Here is an 18754-nt window from a genome sequence, read left to right on the forward strand (position 1 = left end):
CGTCGCGGAACTCCTTGGGGTACGGCTTCGGCACAGTGCACATCCTTCCAGCAGCACCTCTCGGCACCACAGATCAGATGTCACCTATCCGTGCAGCAGTCCCCGGCGTAGTTTGTGCAGGTTTCGCAGCCAGCCGAGCTCATGCTCCTGAGTGATCCTGTGTTTCCGGTCCGCTTCGCCTCGTTGAACGCGTCAACCCAGTGTCGAGCGAAGGATTGTGCACCGGTTTCGCTCTTCTCCTCCCAAGCCTCAGCCGATGCCGTCCCACTAGGCGTAGTCACCGCAGCCGACGTAGCCGGCGGCTTCGCCTCAGGCTCCTCGTAATCCTCGCTGCAGCCTGTGAGCAGCAGCGGCAGGCACAGCAGAGCGATAGCGGGGCGGTGGCGCAGTTTCACGTCGGGTCCTCACTGTCCGAGAGCCGCCGAGGAGGAGTCGGCGCAGGGCTACGTTAGTGAAGTCAGACGCGGGCGCGACAGTCCCAGTTCCCCGCCTGTGGACAACGGGCCGGCAAGAAATGCCCTCAGGCTGATCGCATCAACCGGACGCTGGAACCGCTGCGACTCTTGTCGACCTGGAGCTGGACTGGGATCCGGGCGCGCATCTCGGAGACGTGGCTGACCACGCCGACGACGCGGCCGCCGTCGCGGAGCTCGTCGAGGGTGTCCATCACGTCGTCGAGCGTCTCGGGGTCGAGGGAGCCGAAGCCCTCGTCCACGAAGAGCGTCCCCAGGTCTGCGCCGCCGGCCTCCTGGGTGACGACATCTGCGAGGCCCAGGGCGAGGGCGAGCGACACTACGAACGTCTCACCGCCCGACAGCGTCACCGGGTCGCGCTGCTCGCCGGACCAGGCGTCGCGGACGATCAGGCTGAGTCCGCCGCGGGTCTCACCGGCCCCCTTGTGGTGCGTGTGCTCGAGGGCATAGCGCTGGTCCGACATCGTCGCCAGTCGCACGTTGGCCGCCGCCACCACCTGCCCCAGGCGGTAGGAGAGGACGTAGGCCGACAGCCTCATCTTCAGACGGTTGTCGGCCGACTTGCCCTCGACGAAGGAGGCCACCCCCTCCGCCACGACGTACGACGCGCGCGCCGGCGCCCACGTGGCGAGAGCGGCGCCTAGCTCCTCGACGAGCGTGCGCAGCCGGCGTACCCGCGCCTCGCGCACCCCGGCGTGGCTGTGCAGGGCGGACAGCGACGCGGCGAGCTCGGCATGAGCCGTCGTGAGCCCCGCAAGGTCGGGCTCGTCGGCCTCCGCGGCCTCGACCAGCTCCGGGTCCGTGAGCTGGGCGAGGACCCGGGCCCTCTCCTGGTCGTAGGCGTCCAAGGAGCGCTGCAGTGCGTCGCACTCCGCCTGACCGAGCAGCGCCTGCTCCGCGGAGTCGACATCGTCGAAGCCGTGCTCGGTCGCGCAGGCGACCAGCGACTCCTGTGTCTCCACCACTCGGGTCTCCGCCTGGTCGAGCTCCTGCATCTTGCGCAGCGCATCGGTCAGCACGTCGTTCGCCGCCTGGAACTCTGCCACCACTTCGGACAGGGAGGTGTGCCCAGTGCCCGCGACCGCAGCCGCGAGCTCGCGTGAGATCCGGTCGACCTCGCGCTCGAGTGAGAGCCGGGTGGAGCGCAGGGCCGACAGCTCGTTGCCGAGCGAGGACGCGCGGTCTCGCGCGGTCGTGCACTCCGCGTCGAGTCGAGCTGCCTCGGCCTCGAGGTGCGCGACCCGGGCTGCCGTGTCGCGGCACTCCTCCAGCACCGCGACAACCTCCTCGAGCTGGGCCTCGACCTCGGACTGCGGCGCGTCCCCGGCAGCAGCACGTGCGCCGGCGAGCTGGGTGTGCAGGTCGCGCACCTGCTGCTCATGAGCGACCCGGGTGATCTCGGCATCCTCGTGCGCCCGGCGGGCCTGCTTCTCGTCGCGCTCACTGGGGGCGCCACTGGCGGGGACGGCCTTGTGCGGGTGCTCGTCGGAGCCACACACGGGGCAGCACGCACCGCTGGCCAGCTGCCCGGCGATCTCGGCGGCCATGCCCTCGAGCCGAGCCTCACGCAAGGACAGCCAGCGCTCGCGCAGCGCCTGGGTGTGGTCGACCGCCTCGCGCAGCGCCGACTCGGCGCCCTCTATCGCCGGCTCCAGCCGCGCCACCAGGACGCAGCCCTCGCGGCGCTTGATGAGATCTGCGCGCTGGGACTCCAGCGCCGCGATCCGTGACTCCGCGGCCACCGCCGCGCTGAGGTCGGCCCGTGTCTGCTCCACGCGCGCCGGGAGCTGCTCCACCAGGAGCAAGACGTCGCGCTCGTCGGCCTCGAGGGACTCCACGCGGGCAGAGGCGGCGGCGAGCTCGGACCGTGCCTGTCGGAGCTCGGTCTCCCGCGGAGCCAGCGCGCGAGCATCAGCGAGTCGATCGCGAGCTCGCTCGCAGGCCCCCTCGATCGCCGCAGCGTCGACGTCGAACGCGCCGAGCAGCGCGGCCGACTCGCTGCGAGCATGCTCTGCCGCAGAGGCGGCGCGCTGGCGACCAGCGACTGCCTGGGTGGCCAGGCCGATCAGCGGCCGCACCGGAGCGGCCCGCCGCGCGCGACCGAGCCGTTCACGCCCCTCCTGCGCCGTGTCAGCCCGGGCGTCAAGGTCCTCGAGCACCGCCAGAGCGCGAGCATGCCGTCCGCGTCGCTCGACGATCCGACGACCCTCCTCGAGGGCCTCGCGCGCCGCCCGCTCGGCGGGAACGGCGGCGCCCATCGCCTCCATCAGCTCGCGGTGTCCCGCTTCCGCCCCGTCGAGCAGCTCCTCGGCCCATGCCGAGACCACGCCCTCCTCGGTCGCCTGCTCGAGCGCGTCGTCCCACTCGTCCGGCATCGGCTCGTCCGCTGACTCGCTGATCCGACCGAGGATCGCCACGACCTCGGCCCGGTGGCTCTCGCAGCCCTTGCGCAGCTCGATGCGACGATCGCGCAGCCAACGCTCGATGTCGGCGAAGCGGTCGGTGCGGAAGAGCTTCTGCAGGAGCTTCTGCCGGTCCTCCGACCGGGAGCGCAGGAACGCCTGGAACTGCCCCTGCGGCAACATCGCGACCTGCGTGAACTGCGACATGTTCATGCCGAGCAGGTGGGTCACCAGGTGTCCGGCCTCGTCGTTGCGGCTCGACAGGTGCACCCACTGCGAGCCCTGGTGCTCCTCCACCAGGACCTTGGCCTGCTCGGTCGTGGTCCCGGTCCCGCGCTTCTTCGGACGCTCCCAGGCGGGGGAGCGGGTGATCCGGAACCGCCGGTCGCCGAGCGTGCAGTCGAGCACGACCCGGGGCGCGGCGCCCTCGGGGGCGGTGTCGCAGCGCAGGCGCCTGGCGGCGCTGCGATCGCCCGGCACGTCGCCGTAGAGCGCAAAGCAGACCGCGTCGAGGATGCTGGTCTTGCCGGCGCCGGTGGGGCCGGCAAGCAGGAAGAGCCCGGACTCCGACAGCTCGTCGAAGTCGACCTCGACGGTGTCGGCGAACGGTCCGAACGCGCTGATCTCCAGCTGGTGGAGCCTCATCGCCCGCCTCCTGAGGCCGGCGGCACGCTGACGTCGAGGTCGCGGTCGTCGCAGCAGCTGTCGCAGGCGTCGAGCAGCAGCGCCGACTCGGCCGCGGAGGCCTCGGCGCCGCGCAGCTCGCGCACGAAGTCGAGCGCGATCTGGTGGTCGGACTTCCCCCGGATGGCGGCGGCCGCCACCGATGCGGCGCTGCCGCCGGCCGGCTCGAACCCGAGGACGAGCGTGTGGGGGAACCGGCGCTGCAGCCGCTCCATGGCCTGTAGCGGGCGGACGTCGTCGGTGAGCGTCGCCTGCACCCACGAGCCCTCGTGCTCCGCCAGGGCCGGATCCGCCAGGAGCGACTCGAGGTCACCGCGGATCCGCGCCAGCGGCCGCGGGACGGGCGCCTCCACGAACTCCGTGGCCCCGAGCCCGTCGCGGCCCAGCTCGACCAGCCACGAGCCCTTGCGGTGCGACGCCTCCGAGAAGGAGTAGGCGAGCGGCGAGCCGCTGTAGCGCACGGACTCGGTCAGCGTGTGCCTCCCGTGCAGGTGACCGAGTGCGGTGTAGTCGATCCCGTTGAAGAACGAGGTGGGCACCATCGAGACGCCGCCGACGCTGATGTCGCGCTCGGAGTCGCTCGGCTCGGCGCCGGCCACGAACGCGTGCGCCATGACGACCGACCTGGTGTCTCGCCGACCCGAGAGGTCTTGCCGTACGCGCCGCAGGGCCTCGCCGATCGCCGCCTCGTGCGAGCGTGAGGACAGCTCCCAGGGCTCGCGGACGGCGTCGGGATCGAGGTAGGGAAGCCCGTAGACCGCGACAGAGCCGTGCTCGTCGTCGAGGAGAACGGGCTCTCCGACGGTGGTCGCGTCGGTGCGGATGAAGACGCCGGCCGCGTCGATCAGCCGGGAGTTGAACCCCAGGCGGCGCGCCGAGTCGTGGTTGCCGCTCGTCACCACGACCTTGGCTCGGGAGGCGGCGAGGCGCGCGAACGTCTCGTCCGCCAGCTGGACGGCGTCCACCGGCGGCAGAGCCCGGTCGTAGATGTCGCCGGAGACGACGACGAGGTCGACCTGCTCACCCTCGACGACGGCGAGCAGGTGGTCGATGTACGCAGCCTGGTGGCCGAGCATGCCCTCGCGGTGGAAGGAACGCCCGAGATGCCAGTCGGAGGTGTGAAGGATGCGCACACGAAGACCGTAGAAGAGGCCACCGACAGTCCGGGGAGCCCACGCCGTTCGAGGGCCCTCGTGCTGGTCACAAAGGGCTGACGTGGGGGCTAGCGTGGGGACATGGATGAGCTCACGTGCCCCCGCTGCGGAGGCCCGGTGGCGCTGCCACCCGGTGCCGATCCGACCACCGAGCATCGTTGCATCGACCCTGCCTGTGACGGGACGGTGCGGGACAACCAGCCCGGGTCACTGGGCGGGGACAACGGCGGAGGGTGAGGCTCAGCAGTAGCGCACGCACCGCTCCTCGGTGGTGAAACCGAAGAGCGCCAGCCCGGACTCCTTCGCCAGTCGCACGGACAGGCTCGTCGGCGCCCCCACGGCCACCAGCGAGCCGACTCCCGCTGCCACCGCCTTCTGGACCAGCTCGAACCCGGCCCGACCGCTCACCACGAGGCAGGCGGCCGCCGGGGCCGCACCGGCGAGCACCCGCGCCCCCGTGACCTTGTCAACGGCGTTGTGGCGACCCACGTCCTCGCGGACGACGAGCGTCTCGCCCTCGGCGGTGAACAGACCGGCAGCATGCACCCCGCCGGTGCGCTCGAAGACCGGCTGGGAGGCGCGCAGCCGCGCCGGAAGGCGTCGTACAACGTCAGCCGAGGGCAGCTCGCCCGTCCACGGCGCCGGCCGCGGCACGTCGAGGACCTCGGAGATGCTGTCCTTGCCGCACACGCCGCAGGCCGAGGATCCGGCGCTCATCGCCCCATGACGATGGGCCGGGTCGGTGGCCGGGGGAGCGGTGAGGGTGACCGTGACGACGTTGAACTCCTCCTCGGGGTCGAGGTCGCTGTCGGTGCAGTAGGCCACGGTGTGCACATGACCCGGACCCGCCACCCCCTCGTGCAGCAGGTAGCCGGCCGCGAGCTCGAAGTCGTGCCCCGGCGTGCGCATGGTCACCCACACGCGCTCGGCCGGGCGCCCCGGCCACGCGAGGCGGATCTCGAGCGGCTCCTCGGTGACCAGCCGGTCCTCGTGGCGCCGCTCGCCGTCCACCGTGAGCTCGTGGACCCGGGTGCGCACCGTCGGTCCCGGCCGCCGTGCCCTGCCCACCCCACCGCTCAGACCGGCCGTCACGACGTCACACCTGCCCGAACGTCCTGCGCACGGCGAGCCGCCGCGCCAGCTCGTCGGCCATGTCGACCACCCGGCGGCGCAGGCTCAGGTCCAGGTCCGCGGAGTCCGCCAGGGTGTGCGCGCGGGCCAGGGTCACCTCGTCCACCGCCGTCATCGGGAAGAAGGCCTGCGCCCCGTCGGCGAGACTCCATCCGCTGCGCACGCGGACGGTGGCCGGCAGCTCGGCGAAGTAGCGCTCGACGTACTCCTGCGTCAGGTGCTCCTGACCGACCTGCCACATCCCCTCGCCCGCGGCCTCGAGCTCGTAGTTGGGCACGTCGTCCTCGCCGGTGAAGCGGCGCCAGGCCCACGCCTTGGCCTCCGCGTCCGGCAGCGAGGCGATCGCGCGGGTGTGCTCGACGCGGGAGCGTGCGGTCGGCTCGTCGGCGAGGCGGGCGTCGAGCTCGGCGCGATCGGTGTCCCCGATGACCGCGAGCCGGACGAGGATGCGCCATCGCAGGTCGAGGTCGACCTCCAGGCGCTCGGGCAGGTCACGTCCCCCGAGCCAACCGCGCAGCTGCGCGGCATCACGGGAGGAGGACACCGCCGACTGGAACGCCGACAGCTGGAGCGTGGAGGAGGCCGGGGCGCGACCGAGCAGGGACCGGCACGCGCCGTGGATCCGCTCGAGCGCTCGCAGCGGATCGCTCGAGAGGGGGGCCACCTTGCCGATCGCCCAGGGCAGCGTGTAGCCGGTCGCGTCGTCGTTGGTCTCGACCGGGATCGCCGCCTCGAGCAGGTCGAGCACCCGCTCGGGGCTGATCGCGGCGTTGTGGAAGGCGCTGCGCACGCCGTTCCAGATGCCGGCACGCAGCAGCTGGTCCTGGGTGGTGGGGAGGAGGGAGGCGAGCGCCTGCACGGTCTCGGCGTCCGGTTGGACCAGGGCCCAGGTGTCCTCGAAGGGGTCCAGCACGACGGCGGCCCCCGCGGGAGCGTCGTACGGCGTCTCGGCCGCGGCGACCGTGACCCGGGTGCTGCTCCACTCGCCGCCCGGCTGTGCGAGCGCCACGCCGAACGTGTGCTCGCGGTCGGCCGGGTGGTCGGCCGGGGGAGTGCGGCGCAGCACGCCGGCCGCGCGGTCGAGCACGATCGTGTCTGGCCCGGCCGTCCGCAGCCAGTTGTCGGTGAACGCCGTGAGGTCCTGCGCCCCGGCGCGCTCCCAGCTGGCGAAGAGGTCGTGCATGGTGGCGTTGCCGAACCGGTGGCGGGTGAAGTGGTCGATCGCGCCGGCGAGGAACACCTCGTCGCCCATGCGGGCGTTGAGCTGCTTGAGGATCGCCGAGCCCTTGGCGTAGGAGATGCCGTCGAAGTCCTGCAGCGCCGCGGTGGCGTCGACGGCTCCGTTGCCGGCCACGGGGTGGGTGCTCGGCCGCTGGTCGGCGGTCAGGCCCCACTGGCGTCGGGCGTAGGCGTTGTGGGTCCAGGCGTCGTCGTACTCGGTGACGTCGGCGGTGACCCGGTTGCCCATGTACTCCGCGAAGGACTCGTTGAGCCACAGGTCGTCCCACCACTGCGGCGTGACGATGTTGCCGAACCACTGGTGTGCCATCTCGTGGGCGACCGTCGTCGCGCGCTGGATGCGCACCCCGCGCGTCACCCGCGAGCTGAAGATCAGCGGGTCGCGGAAGGTCACGCAGCCCGGGTTCTCCATCGCGCCGGCGTTGAACTCCGGCACGAACGCCTGGTGGTAGTCGCCGAACGGGTAGCGGATCCCGAATAGCCGGTGGAACTCGTCGAAGCACTGCTTGGTCATCGTGAGCAGCTCGTCGGCGTCGGCGTCGAGGTCCTTCGCGATCGACGCGCGGGCGGAGAGGCCCAGGGGAATGCCGTCGTGCTCGTCGCGGATCAGGTGGTAGGGCCCGGCGACCAGCGTGACGAAGTACGTCGAGAGCGGCTGGGTCTGCTGGAACTCCCAGACACCGGCCTCCACCTGCTCACCCGGGGCGTTGCCCACCACGATCCAGTCGGTCGGCGCCTGCACGTGGAAGGTGTAGGGCGCCTTCAGGTCGGGCTGGTCGAAGCACGCGAAGATGCTGGGCGCCGCGTCCATGAAGGACATGCCGTAGACGTAGTGCTTCCCGTCGGCCGGGTCGACGCTGCGGTGCAGCCCCTCCCCGTCGTTGCGGAAGCGCATCACGGCGTCGACGACGATCTCGTTGCGCCCGGGGACCGTCTCGAGGGGGACCCGGCCGCGCTTCAGGGTGTCGGCGTCGACGAGCTGGCCGTTCAGGCGGATCTCGTTGACCCGCAGGGGCTTGAGGTCGAGGAAGGTGGCTCCGCCGGTGCTCTCGAAGCGGATGGTCGTGACCGATCCGAACGTCGCGTCGTCGGCGGCCAGGTCCAGGCGTACGTCGTAGTCCTCGACGGTGAGCAGCTGCGCGCGGGCCTGTGCCTCGGTGTGCTGGAGGCTGTGGAAAGGGTTCGTCACCCGGCCAAGCCTAGGTGGGGCACACTGACGCCATGGACGTGACCGAGATCCTGCTCCCCGGCGTGGGAGTCGTCTACGAGTTCGAGACGGTGAACGGCGTGCGCACGGGAGTCGTGGCGCGCCGGGACGGGGCCTTCGACCTGCTGCGCTACGAGCGACGCGACCCGGACGCCGCCGAGACGCTGCTCTCGCTCACGCGCGACGAGGCCGAGACCCTCGCCGGTCTGTTGGGCGCGCCGCGGATCGTGGAGAAGTTCGCCGACCTGACGCGTGAGATCCCCGGCCTGGTCTCGGCCACCGTCGACCTGCCGGCCCGCTCGCCGTACGACGGTGCATCGTTGGGCGACACCCGCTGCCGCACGCAGACGGGCGCGTCGATCGTCGCGATCGTCCGCGGCGACGGTGTCCTCACCTCGCCCGGCCCCGACGAGCGACTCCGCGCCGGTGATTCCTTGGTGGTGATCGGCACCCGGGACGCGATCGACGCCGTCCGCCACATCCTCCTCGGTTAGGCGCGCGTGGAGTCCTTCTTCCTCGAGCTCGGGGTCATCCTGCTGATCCTCGGGCTCCTGGGGAGCGTCGCAGGGCGGCTCGGCCTCTCGGCGATCCCGTTCTTCCTGCTCGCCGGCCTGATGCTCGGCGAGGGCGGCATCCACGGCCTTGGCGCGTCCAGCGAGTTCATCGAGGTCGCCGGCGAGCTGGGCGTGCTGATCCTCCTGCTGATGCTCGGCCTGCAGTTCTCCGCCGAGGAGTTCGCGGCGTCGATGAAGCGGCACACTCCCTCCGGGCTGGTCGACCTGGTGCTGAACGCACCGGTCGGCTTCGTGGCCGGCCTGCTGCTGGGCTATGACTGGCAGGCCTGCCTCGCGCTCGCCGGCGTCACGTGGATCTCGTCGTCGGGGATCGTGGCGCGGCTGCTGAGCGACCTCAAGCGCACCGGCTTCCGCGAGACCCCGGCGGTGCTGTCGATCCTCGTGCTCGAGGACATCCTGATGGCGGTCTTCCTGCCTCTGCTGGTGGTGGTGCTGTCGGGCGGGACCGCCCTGGCCGCGGTCGTCGCCGTCGCCGGCGCGCTCGGCGTCGTGTTGCTGGTCCTGCTCGCCAGCCGTCACCTCGGACATCACCTGGGCCGCGCGCTGGGCCACGAGAACGACGAGCAGGTCCTGCTGCGCGTCCTCGGGCTGATGCTGGTCGTGGCCGGGCTGACCTACATGGTGGACGCCTCGGCCGCCGTCGGGGCGTTCCTCGTGGGGCTGGCGATCCCGCCGGGCACGGCCGAGCGTGCACGCGACGTGCTGCGGCCCCTGCGCGACCTCTTCGCCGCGCTGTTCTTCCTCTCGTTCGGTCTGGCCACCTCGCTGCACGAGGTCGTGCCCTTCCTGCCGGCCGCCCTGGCCCTGGCCGTGGTGAGCGCGTCGACCAAGGTCCTGACCGGTGTCTACGCCGCTCGCCGCGATCACGTGGGCACCAAGGGACGCGCCCGGGCGGGGACCGCGCTGATCGCGCGGGGGGAGTTCTCGATCGTCATCGCGGAGCTGGCGGTGACCGCCGGCTACACCGAGATCGGCCCGCTGGCATCGTGCTACGTGGTGCTGCTCGCCGTCGTCGGCCCCTTGCTGGCGAGGTATGCCGATCACCTCACGGAGTCGCCACGGACCTGGTCTCAACAGGTGTGACGTCGCCAGCGTGAGGGCCACCAACCCAGCCGACCCGTCACTCACTCGACCATTGCGGCGGCGTGTCGCGGCGGCATCGACGGGTCGCCGGCGCAACGGGGGAGAGGCGTACGGCGGCGGTGACTGCGCGACGTACGGCGGGGCTCGCCGCGCCGTACTTCCCACACGAAACGGTCACTTCCCACGTGAACCTTCATGTGGGAAGTGACCGTTTCACACGTTAACTCGTGAATCGAGAGGCGCGTGTGACCCGTGAGACGCCTGGGAGCCGGCTCAGCCCCGCGTCTCCAGCGCCTCGGTGAGCATGGCGACCAGGGCCTCGAGCTGGACGTCGGCGGAGGAGGGGAGCTCCTCGTCGGAGCCCTCGAGGGCGCGAGCGGCGAGGCCGGCCTTGCTGTCGATGAGCTCGGCGATCTTGGTGTCGATCGTCTGGGCGGCGATGATCCGCCAGGCGGTGACCGGCTCCTCCTGCCCGATGCGGTGGATCCGGTCGATGGCCTGGGTCTGCTCGGCGTCGGTCCAGGAGAGCTCGGCGAGCACCATGTTGGAGGCGACCTGCAGGTTGAGGCCGACTCCGGCCGCGGCCAGCGAGCAGACCACGATCGAGACCGACGGGTCGTTGACGAAGGCATCGATGTTCTTCTGACGGCGCGCTGTGGTCTGGTCGCCGCGGATGGACGAGTACTTGATCCCGCGCTTGGCGAAGGTCTCCTCCGCGTGGTCCATCACGTCGACGTGCTTGGCGAAGAAGACCACCTTGCCGACGCTGCGCGCCAGCTGAGCGGCGTAGTCGGCGGCGAGGCCGGCCTTGGCCTGGCCGATGCGGCGCATCATCGAGAAGACGTTCTCGTCGGTCTTCGTGGCGGCCGTGTCCTCGCGCTCCCAGGTCGCGACGCGGCGGACGAGCTCGCGGTCGATCCCGTCCACCACCGCTCCCGACGTACGACGCTCCAGCGCGCCGTCGTAGCGCTCGACCAGCCGGCGGGCGAGCTCGCGCTCGGCCTCGCGGATGGAGCGGCCGACCTCGTCGTCGAGCTCCACGGGGAGGTCGGCGACGCGGCGGGCCGGGATGTCGGCGGCGACGTCGATCTTGCGGCGCCGGACGATGCCCATGTCGACCACGCTGTTGCGGGCCGCGGCGTAGAAGCCAGGGTCGGCCGGGGTGAGGCCGGCCTCCTCGAGCTTGTCCATGAGCTCGGGCAGCGGCTTCTTGTCGTCGATCCAGCCGAGGAACTGCCAGATCGCTCGGAAGTCCTCGATGTCGTTGATCAGCGGGGTGCCGGTGAGGGCCATCAGCAGCGGGTGGGCGATGCGCTTGCGGATCCGCTCGGAGAGCTGCAGCACGTGCTGCGAGCGCTGCGAGGTCTTGTTCTTGATGAAGTGCGCCTCGTCGACCACCATGCCGCGGAACCCGAGGTCGCCGAGCCAGCCGACATGGCGGTCGAGGACCTCGTAGTTAACGATCACGATGTCGGCGAAGCCGTCGATCGTCTCGCCGTCCCCGTGGATCACCGTCGCCGGACGGTTCGGCGTCCACAGGTGCGCCTCACGCGCCCAGTTGGTCTTGACGACGTTGGGCACGACGACCAGCAGCGGGTAGGCCTCGGCGGCCTGCGCCGCGAGCAGCGCCTGGGCGGTCTTGCCCAGACCGGGCTCGTCGGCGAGGAGGAAGGTGCGGTGGCCGGCAGCGGCGGCCCCGACGAGCTGCGCCTGGTGGGGCATCAGCTCGAGGTCGCCGGGGACCTTGACGGTCGTCGGCTCCGGCAGCGGCATGCAGGCGCGCGCCCGGCCCCCGCCGTACTCGAAGGAGCGGAAGAGGGGACCCAGCAGCTCCCAGTCGGCCAGCAGCCGCTGACGCTGGGGACGCGGGGGAGCGGCCGAGAAGTCGGGGACGAGGAACGGGTTGGCGAGCTGGCGCGAGATCACCGACTGGGGGACGACCTGGCGCTCCGGGCGTCCGGCGCCGTTCGCGGCGGGCGGGGGAGCGGCCTCCTCGACCGGGACCTCGAGGCCGGCGGCCTCCAGCATCTCCCGCTTGAGCACCTTGGCCGCGTCGGACACCGTCGCGTTCTCGTCGAGCAGCGTGAGCAGCGAGGTGTCGCGCACCGCGGTCGTCGCGAGGATCGTCGCGATGCCGTCGAGGCGCTTGAGCTGCTCGGCGCGCTGCGCCTCCGTGCTCTCCGCATCGCTCTTGATGCGCTCGCGCTCCTGGCGCACCAGGAGGGCGACGACCTGGAACTTGGTGCGCGTGGACGGCATCACGGCCCCCCGCTGCACGGCACCCTCGATGTCGCGCACGGCGCGAGCGAGCACCGGGATCACGCCCTCGTTGTCGTGCGCGCGGGCACGACGCTGGTCGCGGGGGGCGCTACGGCGAGCGCCCTGCTGGCGCTGGCCTCGTCGAGCCACAGACTCCTCCTCCGGATACCCGGCCTGAGCGCCGCCACGGGGTCTTGCACCCGCTCGCGCACACGGCCGGGGAGATGGGACGTCGTACGACGTGGGTCGAGACCCACTCCGAGACGCCACGCGGTCCCACGGATCTGCGAGAGATCGAGGAGACGGACCCCGACGGTCCGTCCACCCCAGGGAACCTACGACCACCTGGTGGTGGCCGGGTCACCAGGCACGGCGAGCGCCGCACGATGGCAAGACCATGCTAACCCCATGCCGGGACGCCGGCGGAGTCGACCGGTGGACGAACGCCGACGTCCCCCGCCGCGAGAGCCGGACCGCGAGGCCAGACCCTCGTGACGAGGGACGTCGGGAAGATGCTGAGGAGGCTGTCGGTCAGCCCTGGATGCCGATGGCGAACTCGACGCGGCCCTCCTCGTCGACGCGGGCGTCGAGCACCTTGTCGGCGAGCTGCTCGGCCGACGGAGCGTCGAGGTAGACGGATGCTCCATCCGCCTCCACGATCTGGTCCCCGGGCTCGGGCTGAGGAGCCGCCGTGACGGCGAACGACGCCTCGGGGGTGTCCTCGCTGGTGATCCGCAGGCCCGCGCTGTCGGCGAGGCCCTGCTGGGCGGTGATGTCCTTGACGATCGTGCTGGCGTTCTCGGTGAGGGTGAGCATGCTCCACCTTCCGATAGCTTGCAGAGACGCCACCCACCCTTGCGCGGGCACGGAGCCCACTCAAGTCGGGCCGGATCCCGGGCGTGTCGGTGTGACAGAGGTCTCTGGCAGGCTGTCGCCATGAGCGACGAGACCCTGCCCAGGACCAGGCGCAGCATCGACCTGACCCGCATCGGCGACGGCCGCTACCGCGCGACCAACGACCGCGGCGGTGTGCTCCCCATCGGGTCGGGCGCCGATCCCGACTTCACGCCCGTCGAGCTGCTCCTCGCGGCGGTGGCCGGGTGCAGCGCGATCGACGTCGACCTGATCACCTCCCGCCGCGCGCAGCCGGTCGCGTTCGCCGTGCACGCCGAGGGCGACAAGATCCGCGACGAGCAGGGCAACCGCCTCGACGGCGTCCGGGTCAGCTTCGACCTGGTGTTCCCCGAGGGCGAGGCCGGCGACCGGGCGCGCGCGATGCTGCCGCGGGCGATCGAGCAGACCCGCGACCGGCTCTGCACCGTCGGGCGCACCGTCGCCGTCGGCGCTCCCGTCGAGTACGACGCGGGCCCGGCCGCGCCGCCGGCCTCCCGCGGCTGATGGCCGGACCCCGCTGGTCCGCGGACCGGATGCCGCGCCAGGACGGGCGGCACATCGTCATCACCGGGGCCACCGGTGCCCTCGGGCTGGAGTGCACACGCCGGCTTGCGGCGGCGGGCGCCCACGTGACCATGGCCGTGCGCTCACCGGACAAGGCGCGGGAGCTGTCGCGCGACATGCCCGGCAACATCGTGATCCGCCGCCTCGATGTCTCCGACCTGGCCGACGTCCACGAGTTCGCCGGCGACACCGGTGCGGTCGACGTGCTCATCAACAACGCCGGGGTGATGGGCATGCCGCTCACCCGCACCGCCGCGGGGCTGGAGCTCCAGCTCGCGACCAACCACCTGGGCCACTTCTTGCTGACCAGCCTGTTGCTCCCGCGACTGCGTGACCGGGTGGTCGCGATCTCGTCGGCCGCGCACCGCTCGGGCCACCTGGACGTCGCCGACCTCAACTGGGGGCAGCGGCCCTATCACCGCTACGGCGCCTACGCGCAGTCCAAGCTCTGCAACCTGTTCTTCGTCGCCGAGCTCCAGCGGCGGCTGACCGCAACGGGCTCGACGCTGCGCGCGGTGGCGGCGCACCCGGGCTACAGCGCGACCGGGATCCAGGGCCAGACCGGGTCGCGGGCCTTCACCGCCCTGGCCAAGGTCGGCAACAGCCTGCTGGGGATGTCACCGGCGCAGGGTGCTCTCTCGCCGCTGTTCGCGGCGACCATGGACGTGCCCGGCAACAGCTTCATCGGGCCGCACCGGGCGCGCGAGATGAACGGGTGGCCCACCCAGGTGGGCCGCAGCCGAACGGCCAGCGACCCCGATCTCGCCCGACAGGTGTGGGCGAGATCGGAGTCGCTGACGGGGACCGAGTGCCTGTCGACGGCCCCGTGACGGCTACTTGATGGTGACGCCGCTGATCTCCACGGCGGTCTTGGGTGCGATCCCGTCGTCGGCGTTGCCCGCCGCGGCGACGTCGGCGACCAGCTGTGTGCTCTTCTCGTCGAGCCGGCCGAAGAGCGTGTAGTCCTTGGCCAGACCGGAGTTGGAGTCCTCGTAGACGATGAAGAACTGCGAGCCGCCCGAGTCGGGGAGCTGGGTCTTGGCCATCGCCAGCGCGCCGGCGGAGTAGTCCTCCTGGCCGGTGAGCTCGTCGGGGATGGTGTAGCCGGGGCCACCCATGCCGGAGGCGGTCGGGTCGCCGCACTGCAGGACGTAGATCCCCTCGGTCACCAGCCGGTGGCACTCGGTGTCGGCGAAGTAGTTCTGCTCGGCCAGCGAGACGAACGAGTTGACCGTGCAGGGGGCGCCGTCGGCGTCGAGGGTGGCGGTGATGTCGCCCAGCCCGGTGCTGATGGTGACCGGGACCTCGCCGGTGACCGTGGGCTCGGCCGGAGGCATCTCGACGTCCTTGGCGGCGTCACCGGCGTCGACGTACTCGCAGGAGCCGGCGGCCGCGGGCGGAGCGTCGTCCCCCGCGGGCGTGGACGAGGAGGACTCGCTCGTGCTGGGGTCGGTCGCCTCGTCGGCGTCGTCGTCACCACAGGCGGCGAGGACGGAGAGCATCAGGACGGCGGTCGGGATCGCTGCAAGTCGTCGGAGCATGCGGCGATCGTAGGGGAGGCGACGACGGGTCAGGAGTTGAGGCCTCGCGCGGCCACCTGCCAGATGGCCGGACCGGTCGAGTCGACGACGTGGAGCTGATCGGCCAGGTTGACGGCGTTGCAGGCGTGGTTGGGCACCAGCTCGACGACGGTGCCCAGCGGTGGCAGGGCGGCGCCGGCGAGGTCGACGACGGCGTGGTGCTCCGAGAGCAGCACGACCCGCGCGTCCGGGTGGGTGAGCATCCGCCCGAACCCGGAGGCGTACGGCGCGCGGTCGGCGCCCAGCGCCTTGCTGCCGGCGTCCACGACCATCCGGCCCCCGGCGTGGCTGATCACGGTCGTGCGGCAGGTGAGCGCGATGTCCTCGGGCGGCATCGCCCCGAGCTCCCACTGCTGGGCGTCGCCGAACACGTAGACCCCGGGGCGCAGCTCGGTGAGCAGGTCGGTGTCGGAGTGGGTGAGGCTGGGCGTCGATCCTCCGCTCACGACGCTCGGCTCGATGCCGGCCGCGTGCAGAGCCTGAGCGGCCGTCCGCAGCGCCGCCGCCTCGTCGGACGCCGAGCCGGCTAGGGCACCGGGCGCATAGCTGTGCCCCGGGAAGGTGAACACCCCGTCGACGTGCAGTCCTGCGCGTCGAGCGATCAGGGCCACCTCGCCGGCGAGGTCTGGGGCAGCGCCGGTGCGGTGGTGCCCGCTGTCCACCTCGACCAGGACCCGCAGGGCGGTGCCGCCCAGGTGCCGGCCGAGGTTGGCCGCACCCTCCACGGAGTCGACGCCCACACTCAGCCGCGTGCGGTCGAGCAGGTCGCGCAGCCGTCGTGCGCTCGTCTCGTCCGCCCAGAGCGGGAAGGCGATGAGCACGTCGTCGAAGCCGTGCGACGCGAACACCTCCGCCTCGCCGATCGTGGCCACGGTGATGGCCTGGGCGCCCGCCGCGAGCTGGAGCCGTCCGATCTCCAGGCACTTGTGCGTCTTGACGTGCGGCCTCAGCTCGACCCCCGCGGCGGCCGCGCGCTGCGCCGTACGCTCGATGTTGCTGCGCAGACGGGGGAGGTCGACGGCCAGGTAGGGCGTCGCCGGGGTCACTGCTCCTCGTGGATCTCGGGGTCGCCGCCGAAGAGCCGCCCGTTGGCGCGACCGAGCCCGGTGATCGCGGCGACCTCGTCGTCGGTGAGGGCGAACCCGAAGATGTCGAGGTTCTCCCGCTGACGGGCGGGCGTGGCGGACTTGGGGATCGGGATGGCGCCGAGCTGGACCTGCCAGCGCAGGATGACCTGGGCGGGCGTGACGCCGTACTTCTCGGCGGGGCCGGTGACGACGGGCTCCTCGAGCGGCGCCTCGCGCTTGCCCAGCGGGCTCCACGACTCCGTCCTGATGCCGAGCCGCTGGTGCTCGTGGCGCATCTGCGCCTGTGGGAAGCGCGGGTGCAGCTCGATCTGGTTGACCACCGGCACCACTCCGGAGTCGTCGATGATCTGCTCGAGGTGGGCCCCGCTGAAGTTCGAGACGCCGATCGAGCGGACCACCCCCTCCTCGCGCAGGGCGACCAGGGCTCGCCAGGCCTCCGGGAAGCGGCCGACGCTCGGGTTGGGCCAGTGGATGAGCTGCAGGTCGATGTGGCCGAGCCCCAGCTGCTCGACCGACTCGCGCACGCTCGCGATCGCGTCGGCGTAGGCGTGGTGGCGCCCGGGCAGCTTGCTGGTCACCTGGATCTCGTCGCGGGGGATGCCGGAGCGGCGGATGCCCTCTCCGACCTCGCGCTCGTTGCCGTAGTTCACTGCCGTGTCGATGAGCCGGTAGCCGGTCTCGACCGCGCTGTGCACGGCGGCGATCGCCTCGTCGCCTTTCAGTGGATAGGTGCCGAACCCGATGGCGGGGATGCTGGTGCCGTCGTGCAGGGGATAGGACGGGATCTGGATCTCGGTCTCCATGTCAGACAACCTAGCCAGCAGGGGCGATGATGGGGGCCGTGTCCCCTGCCTCTCCCGTCACATTCCCCGAGCTCCGTGCCGACTGCAGCCGATGCGTGGGGCTGTGCTGCGTGGTGCTGCCGTTCTCACGATCGGCGGACTTCGCCTTCGACAAGGCGGCGGGGGAGACGTGTCGCCACCTCGGTGACGACGACGGCTGCACGATCCACGACGAGCTGCGCCCGCGCGGCTTCCCCGGCTGCACGGTGTTCGACTGCTTCGGCGCCGGCCAGCGCGTCGTCAACGACACCTGCGCCGGACAGCCGCGCGAGGAGATGGCCGGGGCGTTCGCGGTGCTCCGGCAGCTCCACGAGGTGCTGTGGCACCTGGAGCAGGCCCTGGGCATGGGGCCCGACGCGGAGCTCCGGGCCGACCTGACCACCGTGCTCGACGCCGTACGACGTGACGCGGCGCAGACGGGAGGGGCCCTCCTGGGCGTGGACCCGGGTGTCCACCGAGCGCGCGTGGGCGCCCTCCTCGACCGCGTGGCAGGGCAAGCGCGAGGAGAGGCGAGCCCCGGGCCCACGTGGCGCGGTGCCGACCGCGTCGGTGCCGATCTGCGCGGCACGGATCTGCGGCGAGCCGACCTGCGCGGCGTCAGGTTGATCGCCGCGGATCTGCGGGGCGTCGACCTGGAGCTTGCTGACCTCCTGGGCGCCGATCTCCGCGACGCCGATCTCCGAGGCGCGCATCTGGAGCGCGCGCTGTTCCTCTCGCAGAGCCAGGTCAACGCGGCGCGTGGTGACGGCGCGACCACGCTCCCGAGCGCACTGGCTCGCCCTTCTCACTGGTGAGTGGGAAGCGTCAGCTCGACTGAGGGCCCGTCGCCGGCCGAGCGGTGTGCGCCGGGTGCCCGGGCGAGCGCCGTTCCTCCTTCATCTCGGCCTCGTAGAGGTGCTCGCGCCCCTCGACGAGCGTGTCTCGCGCCTGCTTCTCGAGCGACTTGAAGGGCTCGTAGTAGGTCTCGGCGTACTCCTCGATGATCTGGAAGCTCCACCGCCCCTCGAGCAGGTTGCGGCCCACCAGCTCGTGCTCCACCCGGTCGGCCAGGTCGGCGTGGCCCGCCTCGCGCAGCTCCTCGACGGCCTCGCCGAGGGTGAGGTCGGCCGTGCCGTGCAGCCGGTGGAAGGCATAGAGGTGGCCGCGGGCGTCCTCGACGGTCTCGAGGGCCTTGGAGAGCTTGCCGAGCGCGGAGACGGTGGCGTCGCTGACGCCCTCGGGGCGCTGGTGGGCGGGGGTGGGTGAGTCCATGGCGGCTCTGTTGCCAACGACCCGGTTCTCGAAACGTCGAGGTGGGTACTGCGCCGGCATGACTGATGAGAAGTGGGAAGCGATCCAGGCCGTAGTCGACCGCGTCAGCTCCTGGCAGGACGGCGCCGAGGAGCGCGTCGTCGAGGACGAGCTGCGCAAGGGGTTCGGCGAGGTCGGCGTCGAGGTCGAGGACGCCGACGTGAGGAAGCTCGCCGACGCGATCGAGGAGAAGCACGGCGCGGTCACTGCGCGGGAGGTGCTCGGCTGACCGTGGCGTGAGACCCCGCCACGACCTCGGTCCCGGTCGCCCGTTCGCCCCTAGGGTCGA

At 71.8% G+C, this 18754-nt stretch carries 18 protein-coding genes; 7 read left to right on the top strand and 11 right to left on the bottom strand.

Annotated elements, in window-relative coordinates:
• Nucleotides 1-80: 80 nt before the first annotated feature.
• The 3 genes from ACYU7L_RS01130 to ACYU7L_RS01140 form a co-directional block, all read right to left on the bottom strand.
• Entirely contained in the window at nt 81-395 is a 315-nt protein-coding gene (locus ACYU7L_RS01130; RefSeq protein ID WP_460793345.1) for a DUF6318 family protein, read from the bottom strand.
• Nucleotides 396-520: 125 nt separating this feature from the next.
• Nucleotides 521-3520 carry an AAA family ATPase gene (locus tag ACYU7L_RS01135; protein ID WP_460793346.1) on the bottom strand — a complete coding sequence of 1000 codons (3000 nt, stop codon included), beginning with the start codon at nt 3518-3520 and terminating at the stop codon, nt 521-523.
• Nucleotides 3517-4692 carry an exonuclease SbcCD subunit D gene (locus tag ACYU7L_RS01140; protein ID WP_460793347.1) on the bottom strand — a complete coding sequence of 392 codons (1176 nt, stop codon included), beginning with the start codon at nt 4690-4692 and terminating at the stop codon, nt 3517-3519. Before ACYU7L_RS01140 ends, ACYU7L_RS01135 begins: the two co-directional genes overlap by 4 nt.
• A 102-nt stretch (nt 4693-4794) precedes the next feature.
• On the opposite strand from ACYU7L_RS01140, the gene ACYU7L_RS01145 reads away from it, so the two are divergent.
• On the top strand, nt 4795-4950 hold the full coding sequence (locus ACYU7L_RS01145) for a hypothetical protein (RefSeq protein WP_460793348.1): 156 nt from the start codon (nt 4795-4797) through the stop codon (nt 4948-4950).
• A gap of 3 nt (nt 4951-4953) precedes the next feature.
• Here ACYU7L_RS01145 and ACYU7L_RS01150 read toward each other — a convergent pair whose 3' ends face one another.
• Entirely contained in the window at nt 4954-5805 is an 852-nt protein-coding gene (locus tag ACYU7L_RS01150) for a formate dehydrogenase accessory sulfurtransferase FdhD (protein ID WP_460793349.1), read from the bottom strand.
• 4 nt (nt 5806-5809) lie between these two features.
• Complete coding sequence (gene pepN / locus ACYU7L_RS01155) at nt 5810-8272, bottom strand: aminopeptidase N (protein WP_460793350.1); 2463 nt, start codon at nt 8270-8272, stop codon at nt 5810-5812.
• Nucleotides 8273-8304: 32 nt separating this feature from the next.
• Here pepN and ACYU7L_RS01160 point away from each other — a divergent pair, with 32 nt between their 5' ends.
• Together ACYU7L_RS01160 and ACYU7L_RS01165 are read left to right on the top strand one after the other, a co-directional pair.
• Nucleotides 8305-8784: a cation:proton antiporter regulatory subunit gene (locus tag ACYU7L_RS01160; protein ID WP_460793351.1), complete on the top strand. Its 480-nt coding sequence runs from the start codon at nt 8305-8307 to the stop codon at nt 8782-8784.
• A 6-nt stretch (nt 8785-8790) separates the two neighbouring features.
• Nucleotides 8791-9948, top strand: a complete 1158-nt coding sequence (locus ACYU7L_RS01165; RefSeq protein WP_460793352.1) for a cation:proton antiporter — start codon at nt 8791-8793, stop codon at nt 9946-9948.
• A 273-nt stretch (nt 9949-10221) separates the two neighbouring features.
• Here ACYU7L_RS01165 and ACYU7L_RS01170 read toward each other — a convergent pair whose 3' ends face one another.
• Both ACYU7L_RS01170 and ACYU7L_RS01175 read right to left on the bottom strand, forming a co-directional pair.
• On the bottom strand, nt 10222-12357 hold the full coding sequence (locus tag ACYU7L_RS01170) for a DEAD/DEAH box helicase (protein ID WP_460793353.1): 2136 nt from the start codon (nt 12355-12357) through the stop codon (nt 10222-10224).
• 381 nt (nt 12358-12738) lie between these two features.
• The gene (locus tag ACYU7L_RS01175; protein ID WP_460793354.1) at nt 12739-13023 is read right to left on the bottom strand and encodes a Fe-S cluster assembly protein HesB; all 285 of its coding nucleotides are present in this window, start codon (nt 13021-13023) and stop codon (nt 12739-12741) included.
• A gap of 120 nt (nt 13024-13143) precedes the next feature.
• On the opposite strand from ACYU7L_RS01175, the gene ACYU7L_RS01180 reads away from it, so the two are divergent.
• Both ACYU7L_RS01180 and ACYU7L_RS01185 read left to right on the top strand, forming a co-directional pair.
• Complete coding sequence (locus ACYU7L_RS01180; RefSeq protein ID WP_460793355.1) at nt 13144-13605, top strand: OsmC family protein; 462 nt, start codon at nt 13144-13146, stop codon at nt 13603-13605.
• A complete protein-coding gene (locus ACYU7L_RS01185) occupies nt 13605-14495 on the top strand; it encodes an SDR family NAD(P)-dependent oxidoreductase (protein ID WP_460793356.1) in 891 nt (296 codons plus the stop codon). The genes ACYU7L_RS01180 and ACYU7L_RS01185 overlap by 1 nt, the downstream gene beginning before the upstream one ends.
• Before the next feature lie 3 nt (nt 14496-14498).
• On the opposite strand, the gene ACYU7L_RS01190 is transcribed toward ACYU7L_RS01185, so the two are convergent.
• Genes ACYU7L_RS01190 through ACYU7L_RS01200 form a run of 3 tightly spaced genes read right to left on the bottom strand, consistent with a single transcriptional unit; the run spans nt 14499 to nt 17136 of the window.
• Nucleotides 14499-15206: a peptidylprolyl isomerase gene (locus tag ACYU7L_RS01190; RefSeq protein WP_460793357.1), complete on the bottom strand. Its 708-nt coding sequence runs from the start codon at nt 15204-15206 to the stop codon at nt 14499-14501.
• Nucleotides 15207-15235: 29 nt separating this feature from the next.
• Nucleotides 15236-16291 carry an alanine racemase gene (locus ACYU7L_RS01195; RefSeq protein WP_460793358.1) on the bottom strand — a complete coding sequence of 352 codons (1056 nt, stop codon included), beginning with the start codon at nt 16289-16291 and terminating at the stop codon, nt 15236-15238.
• A complete protein-coding gene (locus ACYU7L_RS01200; protein WP_460793359.1) occupies nt 16288-17136 on the bottom strand; it encodes an aldo/keto reductase in 849 nt (282 codons plus the stop codon). Before ACYU7L_RS01200 ends, ACYU7L_RS01195 begins: the two co-directional genes overlap by 4 nt.
• 110 nt (nt 17137-17246) lie before the next feature.
• Between ACYU7L_RS01200 and ACYU7L_RS01205 the strand changes: the two genes are divergently transcribed.
• The gene (locus ACYU7L_RS01205; RefSeq protein ID WP_460793360.1) at nt 17247-17969 is read left to right on the top strand and encodes a pentapeptide repeat-containing protein; all 723 of its coding nucleotides are present in this window, start codon (nt 17247-17249) and stop codon (nt 17967-17969) included.
• Nucleotides 17970-17979: 10 nt separating this feature from the next.
• Here the strand turns inward: ACYU7L_RS01205 and ACYU7L_RS01210 are convergent, their stop codons facing one another.
• A complete protein-coding gene (locus ACYU7L_RS01210; RefSeq protein WP_460793361.1) occupies nt 17980-18426 on the bottom strand; it encodes a hypothetical protein in 447 nt (148 codons plus the stop codon).
• 58 nt (nt 18427-18484) lie between these two features.
• Here ACYU7L_RS01210 and ACYU7L_RS01215 point away from each other — a divergent pair, with 58 nt between their 5' ends.
• Nucleotides 18485-18694, top strand: a complete 210-nt coding sequence (locus ACYU7L_RS01215; RefSeq protein WP_460793362.1) for a hypothetical protein — start codon at nt 18485-18487, stop codon at nt 18692-18694.
• Nucleotides 18695-18754 lie beyond the last annotated feature (60 nt).

The organism is Nocardioides pacificus, from assembly GCF_054775955.1.